Source organism: Mesorhizobium sp. M7A.F.Ca.CA.001.04.2.1, assembly GCF_003998485.1.
Classification (GTDB): Bacteria; Pseudomonadota; Alphaproteobacteria; order Rhizobiales; family Rhizobiaceae; genus Mesorhizobium; species Mesorhizobium ciceri.
This window is the reverse complement of sequence record NZ_RZQT01000138.1, coordinates 1-15,483: the sequence shown is the minus strand read 5'-3', so window position 1 is coordinate 15,483 and position 15,483 is coordinate 1. Positions and strand designations below refer to the sequence as shown.

Here is a 15,483-nt window from a genome sequence, read left to right as displayed (position 1 = left end):
CCCAGCACCGCTTCGTCGTTGAGGCCGAAAGAAACCCACTTCTTGATCTCGGCATGGGCGTTGAGCACGACGGTCGCCGCATTGAGGGCAGCTTCCGTATCGGTCTTGGCCTGAGGGGCGTCAAAAATGTTCTCGGCCTTGAAGCCGTTTGCCTTGAGCACCGAGATGGCGCCTTCGACGCGGTCGACGGCGGTCGGCAGTTGGTCATAGGAGACGCGGATGGCGCCGACCTCGTCGGCCTTCCAGCCGCGCGCCTTCATCTCGTCGACGATCGCCTGGCCAACCGCCTCGCCGATCTTGGTTGCCGAGATGCCCATATGCGGCACGTCTTCCAGCGCCTTGCCGTCGGCGCCGACCAGGCGGTCATCGACAGTCATCAGCTTGAGATTGTTGGCGGCGGCCTTGGCGACGATGCCGGGGCCGAGCTTCACGTCGGGCGTGCAGACGATGAAACCCTGCGCGCCCTGGGCGCCGAGATTGTCGATGGCCGACATCAGCTTCTCACCGTCTTCGGCGCCGATCTTGACCAGGGTAAAGCCCTTTTCCTTGGCGGCCTGGTCAGCAAACTTCCATTCGTCCTGGAACCACGGCTCCTCGGGCTGCTTGACGATGAAGCCGATCTTGGTGTCCTGAGCATATGCAGCGATGGTCGTGACGGACAGCACGGCAAGCGCGCCCGCGACGAGCGCGGTCTTCAAAAGTCGCATGATTACCTCCCAGCGATAGACCGGGCGCTCAGCCCGGATGCCGGAGTCTCTAATCGCTTTTATCATACTCGTCAATTGATCTGGTATGATAATTCATGTACATGCTCTGACCAGCGATCGCTGGCGCAATTGATCCGCATCCGTTAAGGCCGGACCGGTTGTGCGAAACCAGCGGTTCGCCGCCTTGGAGGAGGGCTGAGGTGACCGGGACTTTGAAGAAACCGCAAGGCGACACAGCCACTCGCCGCCCGCGCGTTATGCCCGACGTGACCAAGGCGATTGCCTCGGACATCTTTTCCGGGCGCTATCCGGCCGGCTCCTCACTGCCGACCGAAAACGAGCTCGGCGTCGAATACAGCGTCAGCCGCACCGTCATCCGTGAGGCCCTGAAAGTGTTGGCGGCAAAAGGGCTGGTGCTGTCGCGGCCACGCGTCGGCACGATCGTCTGCAACGAGGACGACTGGAACATCATCGACCCGCAGGTGCTGGCCTGGCACGCGCCGCATGCACTGGACGACAAGCTCTTCGACGCCATTCTTGAGACTCGCCGGGCCATCGAGCCGCTGGTTGCCGAACTCGCCGCCACGCGCGCGACGCTGCAGGAAATCGCCGATCTCGAAGCCACCTGGCGCGGCATGGCCGGCGCCGGCGAGGATCTCGCCGCCTTCTCGCGCAGCGACATCGCTTTCCACCAGATCGTCTATGCCGCGAGCCATAACCCGATCTTTCGCCAGATCGGCAATCTCATCGACACCGGGCTGAAATTCTCGCTGGAGGCGACGGCGGTGATTTCGCTCGACCGGCGCATGGAGGCCGTGGCGGCGCACCGCGAGGTGGTCGAGGCGCTGCGTATGCGCAATGCCGATGCCGCGCGTGGGGCGGCAAACAAGATCCTCGACCTCGCGGCGCGCGACCTCGTCAGCGCCAAGAAACTCAAAAGCAACTGAGACTGCGCATGAAAATCATCTCGCTCACCACCTACATCGTTCCGCCGCGCTGGCTGTTCCTGAAGATCGAAACCGATGCCGGCGTCACCGGCTGGGGCGAGCCGGTGGTCGAAGGCCGGGCGCTGACCGTCGAGGCGGCGGTCAAGGAGCTTGGCGATTATCTCATCGGCAAGGATCCTCGGCTGATCGAGGACCACTGGACGGTGATGCACCGCGGCGGTTTCTACCGCGGCGGCCCGATCCTGATGAGCGCCATTGCCGGGATCGACCAGGCACTGTGGGACATCAAGGGCAAGGCGCTCGGCGTGCCCGTGCACGAACTGCTCGGCGGCAAGCTGCGCGACTCGATCAAGGTCTATTCCTGGATCGGCGGCGACCGCCCGGCGGAGGTCGCGGCCGGCGCCAGGGAAATGGTTGCGCGCGGTTTCCTGGCGCTCAAGATGAACGGTACCGAAGAACTGCAGATCGTCGACAGCCATGACAAGATCGACGCCGCTGTCGAACGCGTCGCCATGGTGCGCGAGGCCGTCGGGCCAAACATCGGCATCGCTGTCGATTTTCATGGCCGCGTGCACCGGCCGATGGCGCGTGCGCTCGTCAAGGAACTCGAACCCTATAGGCTGATGTTCATCGAGGAGCCGGTGCTCAGCGAAAACCGCGAGGCGCTGAAGGAGATCGCCGCGCTTGGCTCGACGCCGATCGCGCTCGGCGAGCGGCTCTATAGCCGCTGGGACTTCAAGTCCGTGTTCGAGGAAGGCGTCGTCGACATCATCCAGCCCGACCTGTCGCATGCCGGCGGCATCACAGAATGCCGCAAGATCGCGGCGATGGCGGAAGCCTATGATGTCGCGGTCGCGCCGCATTGCCCGCTCGGGCCGATCGCGCTTGCCGCGTGCCTGCAGCTCGACGCGGTCAGCTACAACTGCTTCATCCAGGAGCAGAGCCTCGGCATCCACTACAACGCCGCCAACGACCTGCTCGACTATGCCGCCAACAAGGATGTCTTCCGCTACGAGGATGGTTATGTCGCCATTCCCGACGGCCCGGGCCTGGGTGTCGAGATCGACGAGGATTATGTCAAGGAACGCGCCAGGGAAGGCCACCGCTGGCGCAACCCGATCTGGCGCCACAAGGACGGTTCCTTCGCCGAGTGGTGATCCGGGCTGGCTTTCAGACTCCAAGCGCTCCATGAATAGTGAAGACTTTGTCCGGCGAGCAGTTGCTCTCGAGAAATGGCTCGTTCGTTCGGTTTGATCGAGGGGCTTTCAGCGGCGTTGCCGAATTGACCATCAAACGCAGATGACCGCAGTGCGGCACATTCATCGGCTGCGAATTGCAGAGGGACTGTTTGGTGGAGCCAATCGGGATCGAACCGACGACCTCTTGAATGCCATTCAAGCGCTCTCCCAACTGAGCTATGGCCCCACTTCCGGCAGTCAACCGGCGCCGTTTCCGGCGAAGAGATCCGGCGCGGGTTGGAGACCGCGCCGTTAGTGCAGGCGGCTTCTAACCCCGCCCTTCTCAGATATCAAGCCTTCGAGAGCCGCTTTTTCTTCACAGACCACGAAAGCCCGCAAACGCCCGCTTTCAAGGCCGATCAGACCTCGTCGTCGTCGTCGCCAACGCCGATCATGTCGGCAACGTCGTCATCTTCTTCCTCTTCGTCGGCGAGGAAGGTGTCGTCCTCGTCGTCGCCGAGATCGACGTCGTCCTCATCGTCGCCAAGATCCGGCAGGTCGTCGCCCTTGACGTCCTCGTCGGCCTCTTCGAGCGAGACGACCTCAACGCCTTCTTCTTCCTCGGCGTCCACTTCCTTCTCGGCCACTTCCTCTTCCTCCTCGAGAGCGGCAATCTTGCCTTCCTCGAAATAGGAACGCGGATAGGTCTTGCCGGTGTAGGGCGAGACGATCGGGTCCTTGTTCAGGTCGTAGAATTTTCGGCCCGTCTCCGGGTCGATACGTTTTGTGCCAAGTTCGGTTTTTGCCACGGCAAGCCTCGTCAATAAAAGAGTGGTCCCCTTAACCACAGTTTGCAGCGCTGTCAAAGCGAAAAGCCGGCGTCACAAAACCATGCATTGAAAGGCCTCGCGTGAAGTGACGACCATGGGGATGACCATTTCGGCCCACCGTGGTACGAGACCGCCGCAACAAATGAAAAGCGCCGGCCCGCCGGCATTCCGTCCAGGGAAATTCCATGTCTCACGCCGCCGCCCCCAAGCCGGCCACCGCCCGCCAATCCCCAGCCCTTTCCGGCATCGCGCGCGTGCCGGGCGACAAGTCGATCTCGCACCGTTCCTTCATGTTCGGCGGCCTCGCCTCCGGCGAGACCCGCATCACCGGCCTGCTCGAAGGCGAGGACGTGATGCGCACGGGCGCGGCCATGAAGGCAATGGGCGCGCATATCGAGAAGAACGGCGACGAGTGGGTGATCCGCGGCACCGGCAACGGCGCGCTGCTGCAGCCGGAAGGCCCGCTCGATTTCGGCAATGCCGGCACCGGCTCGCGGCTGACCATGGGCCTTGTCGGCACCTATGACATGGAGACGACCTTCATCGGCGATGCCTCGCTGTCGGGCCGGCCGATGGGCCGTGTGCTGGAACCCTTGCGCCAGATGGGCGTGCAGGTGCTGAAGGCGACGCCGGGCGACCGCATGCCGATCACACTGCATGGACCCAAGCATGCCGCACCGATCACCTATCGCGTGCCGATGGCCTCGGCGCAGGTGAAGTCCGCAGTGCTGCTCGCCGGCCTCAACACGCCCGGCATCACCACGGTGATCGAGCCGGTGATGACACGCGACCACACCGAAAAGATGCTGAAGGGGTTTGGCGCCAATCTGTCGGTCGAAACCGACGAGCGTGGCGTGCGCCACATTTTCATCGAAGGCCAGGGCAAGCTGACCGGCCAGACCATCGCCGTGCCGGGCGACCCGTCCTCGGCCGGTTTCCCGCTGGTGGCCGCCCTGATCGTGCCGGGTTCGGACATCACGATCGAAAACGTACTGATGAACCCGACCCGCACCGGCCTGCTTTTGACGCTGCAGGAGATGGGCGGCAACATCGACATCCTCAACCCGCGCAATGCCGGCGGCGAGGATGTCGCCGACCTGCGGGTACGTTACTCCGAGCTCAAGGGCGTCATCGTGCCGCCCGAGCGGGCGCCGTCGATGATCGACGAGTATCCGGTGCTGGCGGTCGCTGCGAGCTTCGCCGAGGGCGAAACGCTGATGCAGGGGCTGGAGGAGTTGCGGGTGAAGGAATCCGACCGGCTGTCGGCCGTCGCCAACGGGCTGACGCTCAACGGCGTCGACTGCACCGAGGGCGAAGCTTCGCTTGCCGTGCGCGGCAAACCGGGCGGCAAGGGCCTTGGCGGCCATCCCAACGGCAAGGACACCACCGTGCAGACCCACCTCGACCACCGCATCGCCATGAGCTTTCTGGTCATGGGGCTGGCGACGGAAAAGCCGGTGACCATTGACGACGCCGCCATGATCGCGACCAGCTTTCCGGAGTTCATGGGGCTGATGACGGCGCTGGGCGCGGAGATCGGGTGACGGTCGTGGCAACCAATAGCCTTGGTACGTTGGCAGGCCAGCGCCCAACCCTTTCGGCGGTCTGCCAATGACACACGTCTTCACCATCGCCATCGACGGCCCCGCCGGCGCCGGCAAGGGCACCCTCGCCCGCCGGCTGGCCGACCACTACCGCCTCAACCTGCTCGACACCGGCCTCACCTACCGTGCCGTGGCCTATGCGCTCATCCAGCACGCGCTGCCGCTCGACAATGTCTCGGCGGCTGAAACCGCTGCCCGCCAGGTCGATCTGGCAAAGCTCGACCGGACGGTCTTGTCGGCGCATGCGGTCGGCGAGGCGGCCTCCAAGGTCGCGGTGTACCCGACCGTGCGGCGCATCCTCGTCGAAAAGCAGCGCGACTTCGCCAAGACGCCGCCGGGTGCGGTGCTCGATGGGCGCGACATCGGCACCGTGGTGTGCCCCGACGCCGACATCAAACTTTATGTGACGGCGAGCGCCGAGGTGCGGGCACAGCGCCGGCTGGCCGAGATCGAGAGCATCGGCGGGACCGCCGACTTCACCGAGATCCTCGCCGATATCATGCGCCGCGACCAGCGCGACATGGGCCGTGCCGACTCACCTTTGAAGCCGGCCGCCGACGCGCACTTGCTTGATACCAGCGAAATGGCTATAGAAGCCGCGTTTCTTGCAGCCATGGCGATCATCGATGACGTCTTGGCCAAGAGAGACTAGGCCTGATCCGGGTTTTTCCCTCGTCTTTCCGTTGTCGGAGGCGAAGAAAATACCCATATCGGGCACGAACCAGCCTGCCAGCATTCTTCATGCGCCGGAATTGCCGCTTAAAGAGCGGCCCAGGGCTTTTGTAGCCCGGAACGCCGGCAGGCCAACGCAACGCTAACCCACGGCGCCCGTCCCGCTTGAGATGCGGGGCACTCCAGGAGAAACAATGTCAGCTGCAAATCCCACTCGCGATGATTTCGCGAGCCTGCTCGAAGAATCATTTACAACAGGCCATTCCGGCGAAGGCCAGGTCGTCAAGGGCACGATCACCGCGATCGAAAAGGACATGGCCATCATCGACGTCGGCCTCAAGGTCGAAGGCCGCGTGCCGCTGAAGGAATTTGGCGTCAAGGGCAAGGACACTACCCTCAAGGTTGGTGACACCGTCGAAGTCTATGTCGAGCGCATTGAAAACGCGCTTGGCGAAGCGATGCTTTCCCGTGAGAAGGCCCGTCGCGAAGAGAGCTGGGTCCGCCTCGAAGAGAAGTTCACCAAGGGTGAGCGCGTCGAAGGCGTTATCTTCAACCAGGTCAAGGGCGGCTTCACGGTCGACCTCGACGGCGCCGTGGCCTTCCTGCCGCGCAGCCAGGTCGATATCCGCCCGATCCGCGACGTCTCCCCGCTGATGCACAACCCGCAGCCCTTCGAGATCCTCAAGATGGATCGCCGCCGCGGCAACATCGTGGTGTCTCGCCGTACCGTGCTCGAAGAGAGCCGCGCCGAACAGCGTTCGGAAATCGTGCAGAACCTCGAAGAAGGCCAGGTTGTCGAAGGCGTCGTCAAGAACATCACCGATTACGGTGCGTTCGTCGACCTCGGCGGCATCGACGGCCTGCTGCATGTCACCGACATGGCATGGCGCCGCGTCAACCATCCGACCGAAATCCTCAACATCGGTCAGACGGTCAAGGTGCAGATCATCCGCATCAACCAGGAAACCCACCGTATCTCGCTCGGCATGAAGCAGCTCGAGAGCGATCCGTGGTCCGAGATCGGCACCAAGTTCCCGATCGGCAAGAAGATCAAGGGCACCGTCACCAACATCACCGACTACGGCGCGTTCGTCGAGCTGGAGCCGGGCATCGAGGGTCTCATCCACGTTTCGGAAATGTCGTGGACGAAGAAGAACGTGCATCCCGGCAAGATCCTGTCGACGACCCAGGAAGTCGACGTGGTGGTGCTCGAAGTCGATCCGGCCAAGCGCCGCATCTCGCTCGGCCTCAAGCAGACGCTCGAGAATCCGTGGCAGGCTTTCGCCTCTAGCCATCCGGTCGGCAGCCAGGTCGAGGGCGAGGTCAAGAACAAGACCGAGTTCGGCCTGTTCATCGGCCTCGAAGGCGACGTGGACGGCATGGTGCACCTTTCCGACCTCGACTGGACCCGTCCGGGCGAGCAGGTCATCGAAGAGTACAATCGCGGCGACATGGTCAAGGCGCAGGTGCTCGACGTCGACATCGACAAGGAGCGCATCTCGCTCGGCATCAAGCAGCTGGCCAAGGATACGGTCGGCGAAGCGGCGACTTCAGGCGAACTGCGCAAGAACGCGGTCGTCACCTGCGAAGTCATCGGCGTCAAGGATGGCGGTCTGGAAGTGCGGCTGGTCGACAGCGGCATCGAAACCTTCATCAAGCGCTCCGACCTGAGCCGTGACCGCGACGAGCAGCGCCCCGAGCGCTTCACCGTCGGCCAGAAGGTCGATGCCCGCGTCATCGCCTTCGACAAGAAGACCCGCAAGCTGCAGGTCTCGATCAAGGCGCTGGAAATCGCCGAAGAGAAGGAAGCGGTCGCTCAGTACGGCTCGACCGACTCCGGCGCTTCGCTGGGCGACATCCTGGGTGCCGCGCTGAAGAAGCAGGGCAGCTAAGTCTTCGCACCGCGAAGCCTTCGCACAGGCTCCAAAACAAAACCCCGCCGGAGCGATCCGGCGGGGTTTTTCTTTGACCTAGGTAAAGGTTGGAAAGTTACGCCCTGCCGTAAAGCGGCACCAGCGTGCCGCTCATCGCCTGATTGGCCGGCGAGGCGAGATAGGCGATGGCCTCGGCGGCGGCTTCGAGGCTGACCCATCTTGTGACATCGGCATCCGGCATATCGGCGCGGTTTGCCGGCGTATCTAACGTCGACGGCGCCACGGCATTGACCAGGATGCCCTTGTGCTTCAGCTCTTCGGCCATCGCCACCGTCATGGCTGCCACCGCCGCCTTGCTGGCGGCGTAAGCGACCATGCCGGCGCCGCGCCGCGGATCGAGCCCGGCGCGCGCGGTGACGTTGACGATGCGGCCCGCCGTGTCCGACGACAGCATCGAGCGGATCGCGGCGCGGCAGCACAGGAAGGCGGTGCGCGCATTGGTGTCCATCATCTCGGCAAAGGACGCCGACTCGATCTTTTCAACAGGCGCCGAGGTGAAGCCGCCAGCCAGATGGATCGAGCCCCAAAGGCCCGGAACCTGGCTATAGAACGCTTCGACCTTCGCGGGGTCCGAGAGATCGACGTTGTGCACCAGCTGGACACGGTCATGCGAGGTAAAGGGGAAATGCATAGGGGCGGCGGCATGAGCATTGGGCACATGGCAGATCGCGCCGTCGCTCAGCAGTTTGCCGACAACCGCACCGCCGAGCGCACCGGTCCCACCAGTCACGACGATATGCTTGCCTTCAAGTGTTTCCGTCATCTTGGACGCTCCTGTCATTTTTTTATCGTTAGGTCGTTTCTGTGCCGCCGACGCGAAGCGTCGCGCCTTTTGCGCCATCACTCAATTGACATCTCGACATGGCAGTTGTCGCGTCTTTGCATGCGTCCGACACTTCAGCCGTGGTCCGCCAAAACGGGAAACCCGCGCTTCAGTCAACTGTGATTTCGATGACGCGCGGCAGTCCGGTGGCCCGGGCGCGCTTCAGCGCGTCCGCGAGAGCATCGATATCGGCAAGCCGTTCGGCGCCGATGCCATAGGCCTCGGCCAGCTTGCAGAAATCCGGCGGCGCCGGCGATACGCCGACCGGCTCGACGCCGACATCGAGCATCGAGGTTTCGATCTCGCGGTAGCCTCTGTTGTTCCAGACGACGAAGATGACCGGTACCCGCGCGTCGAGCGCGGCGCCCAGTTCCGGCAGCGTGAACTGGAAGCCGCCGTCACCCGTGAGGCAGACGACCGGCGCATCGGGTATCGCAAGGGCCGCGCCAATTGCGGCCGGCGGGCCGTAGCCAAGCGCGCCGAAGCCGGTGGCGGCATTGAACCAACCGCCTGGCCGATCATGGTCGTAATAGAGGTTGGCCGCATAGATCGGCTGCGTCGAATCGCCGACGATGAGCGCGCCCGGCAAAGCGTCGCGGATCATCTCGACGGCGCGCACCTGCCCCTGCAGTGTCGGATTGAGCTCGGCAAAGGCTGCTTTGCGTGTAGTAGCGGCGCGCGACGAACCGCCCTCGCTTGCCCGGACATGGCGGGTTTCCAGAAGCAGTGCTTCGAGCGCCTCGGCGCAATCGGCCTGGATCGAAACCGTCGCCGGGCGGCGGGCAAGCTGGTCCGCGCCGATATCGATGCGGATCAGGTTGGCGGGCAGGACGAAGCCGCCATCGCTGTAGCCGTCATAGTCGGTCGGGCCGAATTCGGTGCCGGCGGCAATGACCAGGTCGGCGTCGGCCATCAGCGCCCGTACTGTCTTCAGGCTGGGACTGGCCGGCACGCAAAGCGGATGACCATGCAGCAGGCCGCGCGCATTGGTGGTCTGGACGACCGGCGCCCCCAGCCGTTCGGCCAGACGCCGCAGTGGCGCTTCGGCGCGTTTGGCGCCGCCGCCGACCAGGATCAGCGGGCGGCGCGCTGCACTGATGAGTTTGGCCGCGTTGGCAATTGCGACACCTTCCGGCACGGGCGGCGTCACATTGCTCAGCATGGCAGCGATGCCATCCGCCGGCTTGACCATGACGTCGGTCGGGATCTCGATATGTACCGGGCCGGGCCGGGCCGATGAAAACAGGGCGAAGGCCTGCGCCAGCGCGCCGGGCAATTCGCCAGCCTCGGTAACGCGCTGCGAAAACAGCACCACCTTCTCCATCATGCCGCGCTGATCCGGCAATTCGTGCAGATGGCCCAGCCCCTTGCCCAGCGTCGGCGTGGCGTTGACGCCTGAGATCACCAGCATCGGCACCGAATCGGCGCGTGCCTGCCCCATGGCGGTGATGGTGTTGGTCAGCCCCGGTCCGGTGATGACGAAGGCGACGCCCGGCCTGCCGCTGGCCCGCGCATAGCCATCGGCCATGAAGCCGGCGCCCTGTTCGTGACGCGGCGTGACGTGGCGGATCTTGGAGCGCGCTAGCCCGCGGTAGAGTTCTACCGTGTGGACGCCGGGAATCCCGAAGACCGTGTCGACGCCATGGGCTTCGAGCAGCGAAATGAGCGCTTCGCCGAGTGTCGTCATTGGTTTTTCCTCCCCTTCCGGCGCGAGGCCTAGTTCGGCCTCGACGGCCTTGATGCCGATCGCCGCCAATTCGCCGGGCGAGAACATCTCGCCGGCCAGGCAGCCTTCGATCCAGAGTCCGTCGATGATCGCATTAATCGCGATGGCATGGTGGCGCAATTGGCTTGCGTCCGATTTGCGCCGTTCGGCGGCGAGCACCTCGGCCACAACCGCTTCCACCTCATTGCGAAAACCAAGGTAGCCTTCGCGGTGGGCGTGGGCCAGGGTCGGATCCGCTCTGGCGCGGCCGATGAAGGTTGCCCAGAGCGAAAACACCCGCGCGTCGATAATCGGCGCATTGAGGTTGGCGGTGACGAAAGCCGCAAGGCGCTGGCGAGGCGAGGCATTCTCCATGACCAAAGCCGCTTTCGCCTGCTCGGTCATGCGGCCCATCAGCGCTGCATAGGCTTCCTGCAGCAATTCTTCCTTGCCGGGAAAATAGTGCCGGATCAGCCCGGCGGTGACGCCGGCACGCAATGCGATGGTGCGCAAGGTGGCGCCCTGCAGGCCATGTTCCGCCACGCTGTCCAGAGTGGCCTCGATCAGATCCTGCCGCCGCCGCTCCTCGCCCTCGCGACGGAACCTGCGGCGGGATGGCATATTCATTGGCGCAGGATCGGTCGCGTCAGGCATGTCGGCCCGCCCTCGCAGGCGATGCAGAGCGCATCCGCCTCGAAGATTTCGACCGTGCAGCCGGCGGCTTCCATCGCGGCTTTGGTCTTTGGAAAGCCTGCGACGGCAATGATCTTGTGTGGGCTGGTCGGCAGCACGTTCAGGCTAAGGCCGTTGGAAGCCGCGAACTCTTCGGCGTCGCCTTCGACCAGCCGGATGTTACGCGCCTTCAGCATCTGATAGAATGGCGCCGGCAAAAGCGGTGAATGGACCAATGCGAGGTCGTCGGCCAGCGGGCTGATCACCGACATCAGATGCAGGCACGCTTCTTCGCCTTGCCACAGCGGAAGATCAAAGCCGTAGACGGAAACGCCCAGCGGCGTCAGCAGGTTGGAAACCTGCTGGATGCCTTCCTGGTTGGAGCGGACACCGCGCCCGATCACCAGCGTACGGGCATCGAGCCATACGCAATCACCGCCTTCGACCTGGCCAGGAACCTCGACGCGGCCCAGGATTGGAATGCCCAGCCTTCGGTAGGTTTCCTCATGCAGTGAGGGCTCCCTGGCGCGCAACGGCTTGCCCATGGACAGAATCAGCGCGCCGCGATCGGTCATCAGCGACGGGTCGTGCGTGAACACCGAGTCCGAAAGTCCATCCGCCGTGTCCTCGATCCATTCGATTTCGGCACCGGAAGCCGCCACCAGTTCAGCAAGGAGCGCGTGCTGCGATGCCGCTTTCGCCGGATTGAATCCCGGGCCATAGTGCCAGGCAGCCCTGTCGGCATTGCGCATGGCGTTGGCCGCCGACCGCATCAGCACGCGGCGCAGCGGCGCCGCCATGGACTGTGATCCGAAAGCGCTCATCGAAGTCCTTTTTCGCTGAAAAAAATCGAGAAAATTTCATGGAAGGCTATTTATACACTTGCACAACAAGCTCGCAAGTGCCGTAATAAGCAGGATTGACGGGCTCTCGCCGTTGGGTCCATGCTGAAGTCTGGAGCGGGGCAGTACAGCGTATATGTTAATTAGCCGGATACACGTTCGACGAACCGCAGCCGACCCGATAGAGGTCACCCGGTGAGCGTGGTGGAAGCTGCCGCAGTCCGATCCGGCAAGGCGCAGGACGGCGCCGCCGAAGCCATCCATGTCGAGAACCTGCACAAGAAGTTCGGTGAGCTGCATGTGCTGAAGGGCGTCTCGCTGTCGGCGCGCGACGGCGAGGTCATCGCCATCATCGGCGGCTCGGGGTCCGGCAAGTCGACCCTGCTGCGCTGCATCAACTGCCTGGAAAACCCGACCAGCGGCATCATTCGCGTCAATGGCGAGGAGATCAAACTCAAGGCCGACAGCCACGGCCACACCATTCCGGCCGACCGCAAGCAGATCGAGCGCATCCGCTCCAAGCTCGGCATGGTCTTCCAAAACTTCAACCTGTGGAGCCACATGACGCTGATCGAAAACGTCATCGAGGTTCCGGTGCATGTGCTTGGCGTCAAGCGCGATGTGGCGATCGGCGAGGCCGAGAAGCTGCTCGCCCGTGTCGGTCTGGCTGAAAAGCGCGACGTCTATCCGGCCTATCTGTCGGGCGGCCAGCAGCAGCGCGCCGCGATCGCCCGGGCGCTGGCCATCAATCCGCGCGTCATGCTGTTCGACGAGCCCACCTCCGCGCTCGATCCCGAACTGGTCGGCGAGGTGCTGAAAGTGATCGGCGACCTGGCGCGCGAAGGCCGCACCATGGTGCTGGTCACCCACGAGATGAAGTTCGCCCGCGAGGTCGCGACCCACGTCGTCTACCTCTACAACGGGCTGGTCGAGGAAGAAGGGCCGCCGGAGCAGATCTTCGGCGCACCGAAATCCGAAAGGCTGAAGCAGTTCATCCGCAACATCGGCTAGGCAAGCCGGGACGGAAGAAAACCGGGAACCAACAACAAACTGGGAGTCATGAAATGAAGACCGTTCTGAAGACATTTGCCGCAGCGCTGCTGCTCGGCGTCGCCGCCATGGGCGTGGCCAAGGCCGATCCGGTCAAGATCGGCGTCGCCGCCGAGCCTTATCCCCCCTTCACCTCGCCCGATGCTTCGGGCAAATGGGTCGGCTGGGAGATCGACTTCATCGACGCCGTCTGCGCCGAGGAGAAGCTCGATTGCGTCATCACCCCGGTTGCCTGGGACGGCATCATCCCGGCTCTGACGACCAAGAAGATCGACCTCATCGTCTCCTCGATGTCGATCACCGCCGAACGCGCGAAGACGATCGATTTCTCGGACAAGTACTATAACACGCCGACCGCGATCATCGGCCCGAAGGACCAGAAATTCGGCTCCGCTCCGGACGACCTCAAGGGCAAGATCGTCGGCGTGCAAGTGTCGACGGTGCACGCTGTCTACGCCAAGAAGCACTTTGGCAGCACAGCCTCCGAGATCAAGGAATACCAGACCCAGGACGAGGCCAACAACGATCTGGCCGCCGGCCGTCTCGACGCGGTGCAGGCCGATTCCATCGCGCTTGGCGAATTCCTCAAATCCGACCAGGGCAAAGCCTGCTGCGACCTGAAGGGCATGGTCGCTCCCGATGACGAAGTGCTCGGACCGGGCGTCGGCGCCGGCGTGCGCAAGGAAGACACCGACCTGAAGGGCAAAATCAACGCCGGCATCAAGGCGATCCGCGCCAACGGCAAATATGACGAGATCTCGAAGAAATACTTCGATTTCGATATTTACGGCGGCGGCGGCGCGCAGTCGAACTGACGATCCTCGTATGAGCTGTGGGGTGTGGCGTCGCGCCATGCCCCACCTGCTCGATCTTTCCCAGGCATGTTTGCCGCCGACGCAGCCATCGGCGGTTAGTCAGCACTTCGGGGGCGACGCTGATCGACGCACTTCTTTCGGCCTCCGCGGCCGGCATCACCGAGCTTCTCTCGCCCTACCCGCCAGGCTGGGGCGGGGCGCTTCTGGTTGGGCTGCTGCATTCGATCGAGATCGCGCTGGGCGCCACGTGCCTCGGCCTTCTGATCGGCACCGGCGGCGCCTATGGCAAGCTTTATGGCGGGCCGGTGGTGCGCGATCTCCTGGCGGTTTACACCACCATCGTGCGCGCCGTGCCCGAACTGGTGCTGATCCTGCTGCTCTATTACGCCGGCACCGACCTGATCAATCAGGCGCTGACGGCCATGGGTTATCAGCGCGTCGACGTGAGCGGCCTTGCCGCCGGCATCGCCGTGCTCGGCTTCGTCCAGGGCGCCTATTCGACAGAGGTGATACGCGGCGCGATCCTGGCCATTCCGCAGGGCCAGATCGAAGCCGCCCGCGCCTATGGAATGTCTCCGGGCCTGATGTTGCGGCGCATCACCTTGCCGTCAATGCTGCCCTTCGCTATTCCGGGCCTCGCCAATCTCTGGCTGATCGCCACCAAGGACACCGCGCTATTGGCTGTTGTCGGCTTCTACGAGCTGGCGCTGGCAACGCGGCAGGCAGCGGGCGTCACCAAGGCCTATTTCACCTTCTTTTTCGCGGCGGGCGTGCTCTATCTGCTTTTGTCGCTGTTTTCCAACCTCGTTATCGGCCGGGTCGAGACCTGGTCGCGGCGCGGCATGCCTTCGCTCAAGGAGGCGCGCTGATGGCCAACGAGGCGACCATCATCGACGTCGTCGCGCGAACGTCGCTGTGGCTGCAGCCGCACCGCATCGTGCTGATCCTGATCGCACTGGGCCTTGTTCTGTCGGCCGCCTTTTTCATGCGCTGGGACTGGCTGCCGCAATATTATGAAATGGGCTTGATCGGCCTCTGGCGCTCGCTGTGGATCCTGGCCGTCACCTGCGTGCTGGGCTTCCTGCTGGCCGTCCCGCTTGGCCTGGCGCAGGCTGCCGGCTCGTTCTGTTTCGCCGCACCCGCCAAGGTGTTCTGCACGGTGATCCGGGGCACGCCGCTGCTGATCCAGCTCTGGCTGCTCTATTACGGCCTGGGTTCGCTGTTCCCGCAATATCCGTGGATCCGCGAATCCTGGATGTGGCCATATCTGCGGCAAGCCTGGCCCTATGGCGTGCTGGCGCTGACCCTGTCGTTCGCCGGTTATGAGGGCGAGGTGATGCGCGGCGCCTTCGCCGGCGTGCCCAAGGGGCAACTCGAAGCCGCCCGCGCCTTCGGCATGAGCCGCTGGAAGGCGTTCCGGCGGATCTGGCTGCCGCAAGCCATCTACCGGGCGCTGCCGACGCTGACCGGCGAGACCGTGCTGCAATTGAAGTCGACGCCGCTGGTGGCAACGATCAGCGTCATCGACATTTTCGCCGTTTCGTCCAAAGTACGGCAGGACACCTACCTCACCTACGAGCCCTTGCTGCTGCTGGCGCTGATCTACATGACGATAACCGGCATTCTGGTCTTCGCCTTCAGCAGGATAGAGGCCAGGATCCCGAACAAGATTGGTTAGAGGGGAGTAGGGGAGTAGGGGAGTAG

The 15,483-nt window shown here is 63.7% G+C and carries 14 protein-coding genes, 1 tRNA gene and 1 pseudogene; 9 read left to right on the top strand and 7 right to left on the bottom strand.

The window, feature by feature from the left end:
• The coding region (locus tag EN955_RS28935) for a substrate-binding domain-containing protein (RefSeq protein ID WP_127223493.1) at window positions 1-707 on the bottom strand (707 nt) is incomplete at its 3' end.
• A 257-nt stretch (window positions 708-964) separates the two neighbouring features.
• On the opposite strand from EN955_RS28935, the gene EN955_RS28930 reads away from it, so the two are divergent.
• Together EN955_RS28930 and dgoD are read left to right on the top strand one after the other, a co-directional pair.
• Window positions 965-1,654, top strand: a complete 690-nt coding sequence (locus EN955_RS28930) for a FadR/GntR family transcriptional regulator (RefSeq protein WP_050596413.1) — start codon at window positions 965-967, stop codon at window positions 1,652-1,654.
• 8 nt (window positions 1,655-1,662) lie between these two features.
• Window positions 1,663-2,811, top strand: coding sequence for a galactonate dehydratase (gene dgoD / locus EN955_RS28925; protein WP_024501895.1), 1,149 nt, complete (start codon window positions 1,663-1,665; stop codon window positions 2,809-2,811).
• A gap of 192 nt (window positions 2,812-3,003) precedes the next feature.
• Here the strand turns inward: dgoD and EN955_RS28920 are convergent.
• Both EN955_RS28920 and EN955_RS28915 read right to left on the bottom strand, forming a co-directional pair.
• Window positions 3,004-3,079, bottom strand: a tRNA-Ala gene (locus EN955_RS28920).
• A 172-nt stretch (window positions 3,080-3,251) separates the two neighbouring features.
• Window positions 3,252-3,641 (bottom strand): TIGR02300 family protein, encoded by a 390-nt coding sequence (locus EN955_RS28915; RefSeq protein WP_013528180.1) that lies wholly within the window; start codon window positions 3,639-3,641, stop codon window positions 3,252-3,254.
• A gap of 206 nt (window positions 3,642-3,847) precedes the next feature.
• On the opposite strand from EN955_RS28915, the gene aroA reads away from it, so the two are divergent.
• The 3 genes from aroA to rpsA all read left to right on the top strand — a co-directional run bounded on the left by aroA (window position 3,848) and on the right by rpsA (window position 7,830).
• Window positions 3,848-5,206: a 3-phosphoshikimate 1-carboxyvinyltransferase gene (aroA, locus tag EN955_RS28910; RefSeq protein ID WP_013528181.1), complete on the top strand. Its 1,359-nt coding sequence runs from the start codon at window positions 3,848-3,850 to the stop codon at window positions 5,204-5,206.
• A 67-nt stretch (window positions 5,207-5,273) separates the two neighbouring features.
• Window positions 5,274-5,918, top strand: coding sequence for a (d)CMP kinase (gene cmk, locus EN955_RS28905; protein WP_032898722.1), 645 nt, complete (start codon window positions 5,274-5,276; stop codon window positions 5,916-5,918).
• Window positions 5,919-6,132: 214 nt separating this feature from the next.
• Window positions 6,133-7,830: a 30S ribosomal protein S1 gene (gene rpsA / locus EN955_RS28900; RefSeq protein WP_013528183.1), complete on the top strand. Its 1,698-nt coding sequence runs from the start codon at window positions 6,133-6,135 to the stop codon at window positions 7,828-7,830.
• Between the two features lie 97 nt (window positions 7,831-7,927).
• Here the strand turns inward: rpsA and EN955_RS28895 are convergent, their stop codons facing one another.
• The 4 genes and pseudogenes from EN955_RS28895 to EN955_RS28885 form a co-directional block, all read right to left on the bottom strand.
• On the bottom strand, window positions 7,928-8,635 hold the full coding sequence (locus EN955_RS28895; RefSeq protein WP_024501896.1) for an SDR family NAD(P)-dependent oxidoreductase: 708 nt from the start codon (window positions 8,633-8,635) through the stop codon (window positions 7,928-7,930).
• Window positions 8,636-8,804: 169 nt separating this feature from the next.
• Window positions 8,805-10,382 carry a 5-guanidino-2-oxopentanoate decarboxylase gene (locus EN955_RS28890; RefSeq protein WP_024501897.1) on the bottom strand — a complete coding sequence of 526 codons (1,578 nt, stop codon included), beginning with the start codon at window positions 10,380-10,382 and terminating at the stop codon, window positions 8,805-8,807.
• A 6-nt stretch (window positions 10,383-10,388) separates the two neighbouring features.
• Window positions 10,389-11,054, bottom strand: a pseudogene (locus tag EN955_RS35145) (TetR family transcriptional regulator C-terminal domain-containing protein); the annotation flags it as partial.
• A complete protein-coding gene (locus tag EN955_RS28885) occupies window positions 11,024-11,896 on the bottom strand; it encodes a dimethylarginine dimethylaminohydrolase family protein (RefSeq protein ID WP_024501898.1) in 873 nt (290 codons plus the stop codon). The pseudogene EN955_RS35145 and the gene EN955_RS28885, both read right to left, overlap by 31 nt.
• 213 nt (window positions 11,897-12,109) lie before the next feature.
• Between EN955_RS28885 and EN955_RS28880 the strand changes: the two genes are divergently transcribed.
• The 4 genes from EN955_RS28880 to EN955_RS28865 all read left to right on the top strand — a co-directional run bounded on the left by EN955_RS28880 (window position 12,110) and on the right by EN955_RS28865 (window position 15,457).
• Entirely contained in the window at window positions 12,110-12,925 is an 816-nt protein-coding gene (locus tag EN955_RS28880; protein ID WP_013528188.1) for an ABC transporter ATP-binding protein, read from the top strand.
• 53 nt (window positions 12,926-12,978) lie between these two features.
• Window positions 12,979-13,779 carry a transporter substrate-binding domain-containing protein gene (locus tag EN955_RS28875; RefSeq protein ID WP_024501899.1) on the top strand — a complete coding sequence of 267 codons (801 nt, stop codon included), beginning with the start codon at window positions 12,979-12,981 and terminating at the stop codon, window positions 13,777-13,779.
• Window positions 13,780-13,934: 155 nt separating this feature from the next.
• A complete protein-coding gene (locus EN955_RS28870; protein WP_196815384.1) occupies window positions 13,935-14,648 on the top strand; it encodes an ABC transporter permease in 714 nt (237 codons plus the stop codon).
• A complete protein-coding gene (locus EN955_RS28865) occupies window positions 14,648-15,457 on the top strand; it encodes an ABC transporter permease (RefSeq protein ID WP_024501901.1) in 810 nt (269 codons plus the stop codon). The genes EN955_RS28870 and EN955_RS28865 overlap by 1 nt, the downstream gene beginning before the upstream one ends.
• Window positions 15,458-15,483 lie beyond the last annotated feature (26 nt).

Bases quoted from the DNA above. Each gene is read 5' to 3' on its own strand.
- EN955_RS28930 (WP_050596413.1), top strand. From the start codon at position 965: ATGCCCGACGTGACCAAGGCGATTGCCTCGGACATCTTTTCCGGGCGC.
- dgoD (WP_024501895.1), top strand. From the start codon at position 1,663: ATGAAAATCATCTCGCTCACCACCTACATCGTTCCGCCGCGCTGGCTG.
- aroA (WP_013528181.1), top strand. From the start codon at position 3,848: ATGTCTCACGCCGCCGCCCCCAAGCCGGCCACCGCCCGCCAATCCCCA.
- cmk (WP_032898722.1), top strand. From the start codon at position 5,274: ATGACACACGTCTTCACCATCGCCATCGACGGCCCCGCCGGCGCCGGC.
- rpsA (WP_013528183.1), top strand. From the start codon at position 6,133: ATGTCAGCTGCAAATCCCACTCGCGATGATTTCGCGAGCCTGCTCGAA.
- EN955_RS28895 (WP_024501896.1), bottom strand. From the start codon at position 8,635: ATGACGGAAACACTTGAAGGCAAGCATATCGTCGTGACTGGTGGGACC.
- EN955_RS28890 (WP_024501897.1), bottom strand. From the start codon at position 10,382: ATGACGACACTCGGCGAAGCGCTCATTTCGCTGCTCGAAGCCCATGGC.
- EN955_RS28885 (WP_024501898.1), bottom strand. From the start codon at position 11,896: ATGAGCGCTTTCGGATCACAGTCCATGGCGGCGCCGCTGCGCCGCGTG.
- EN955_RS28875 (WP_024501899.1), top strand. From the start codon at position 12,979: ATGAAGACCGTTCTGAAGACATTTGCCGCAGCGCTGCTGCTCGGCGTC.
- EN955_RS28865 (WP_024501901.1), top strand. From the start codon at position 14,648: ATGGCCAACGAGGCGACCATCATCGACGTCGTCGCGCGAACGTCGCTG.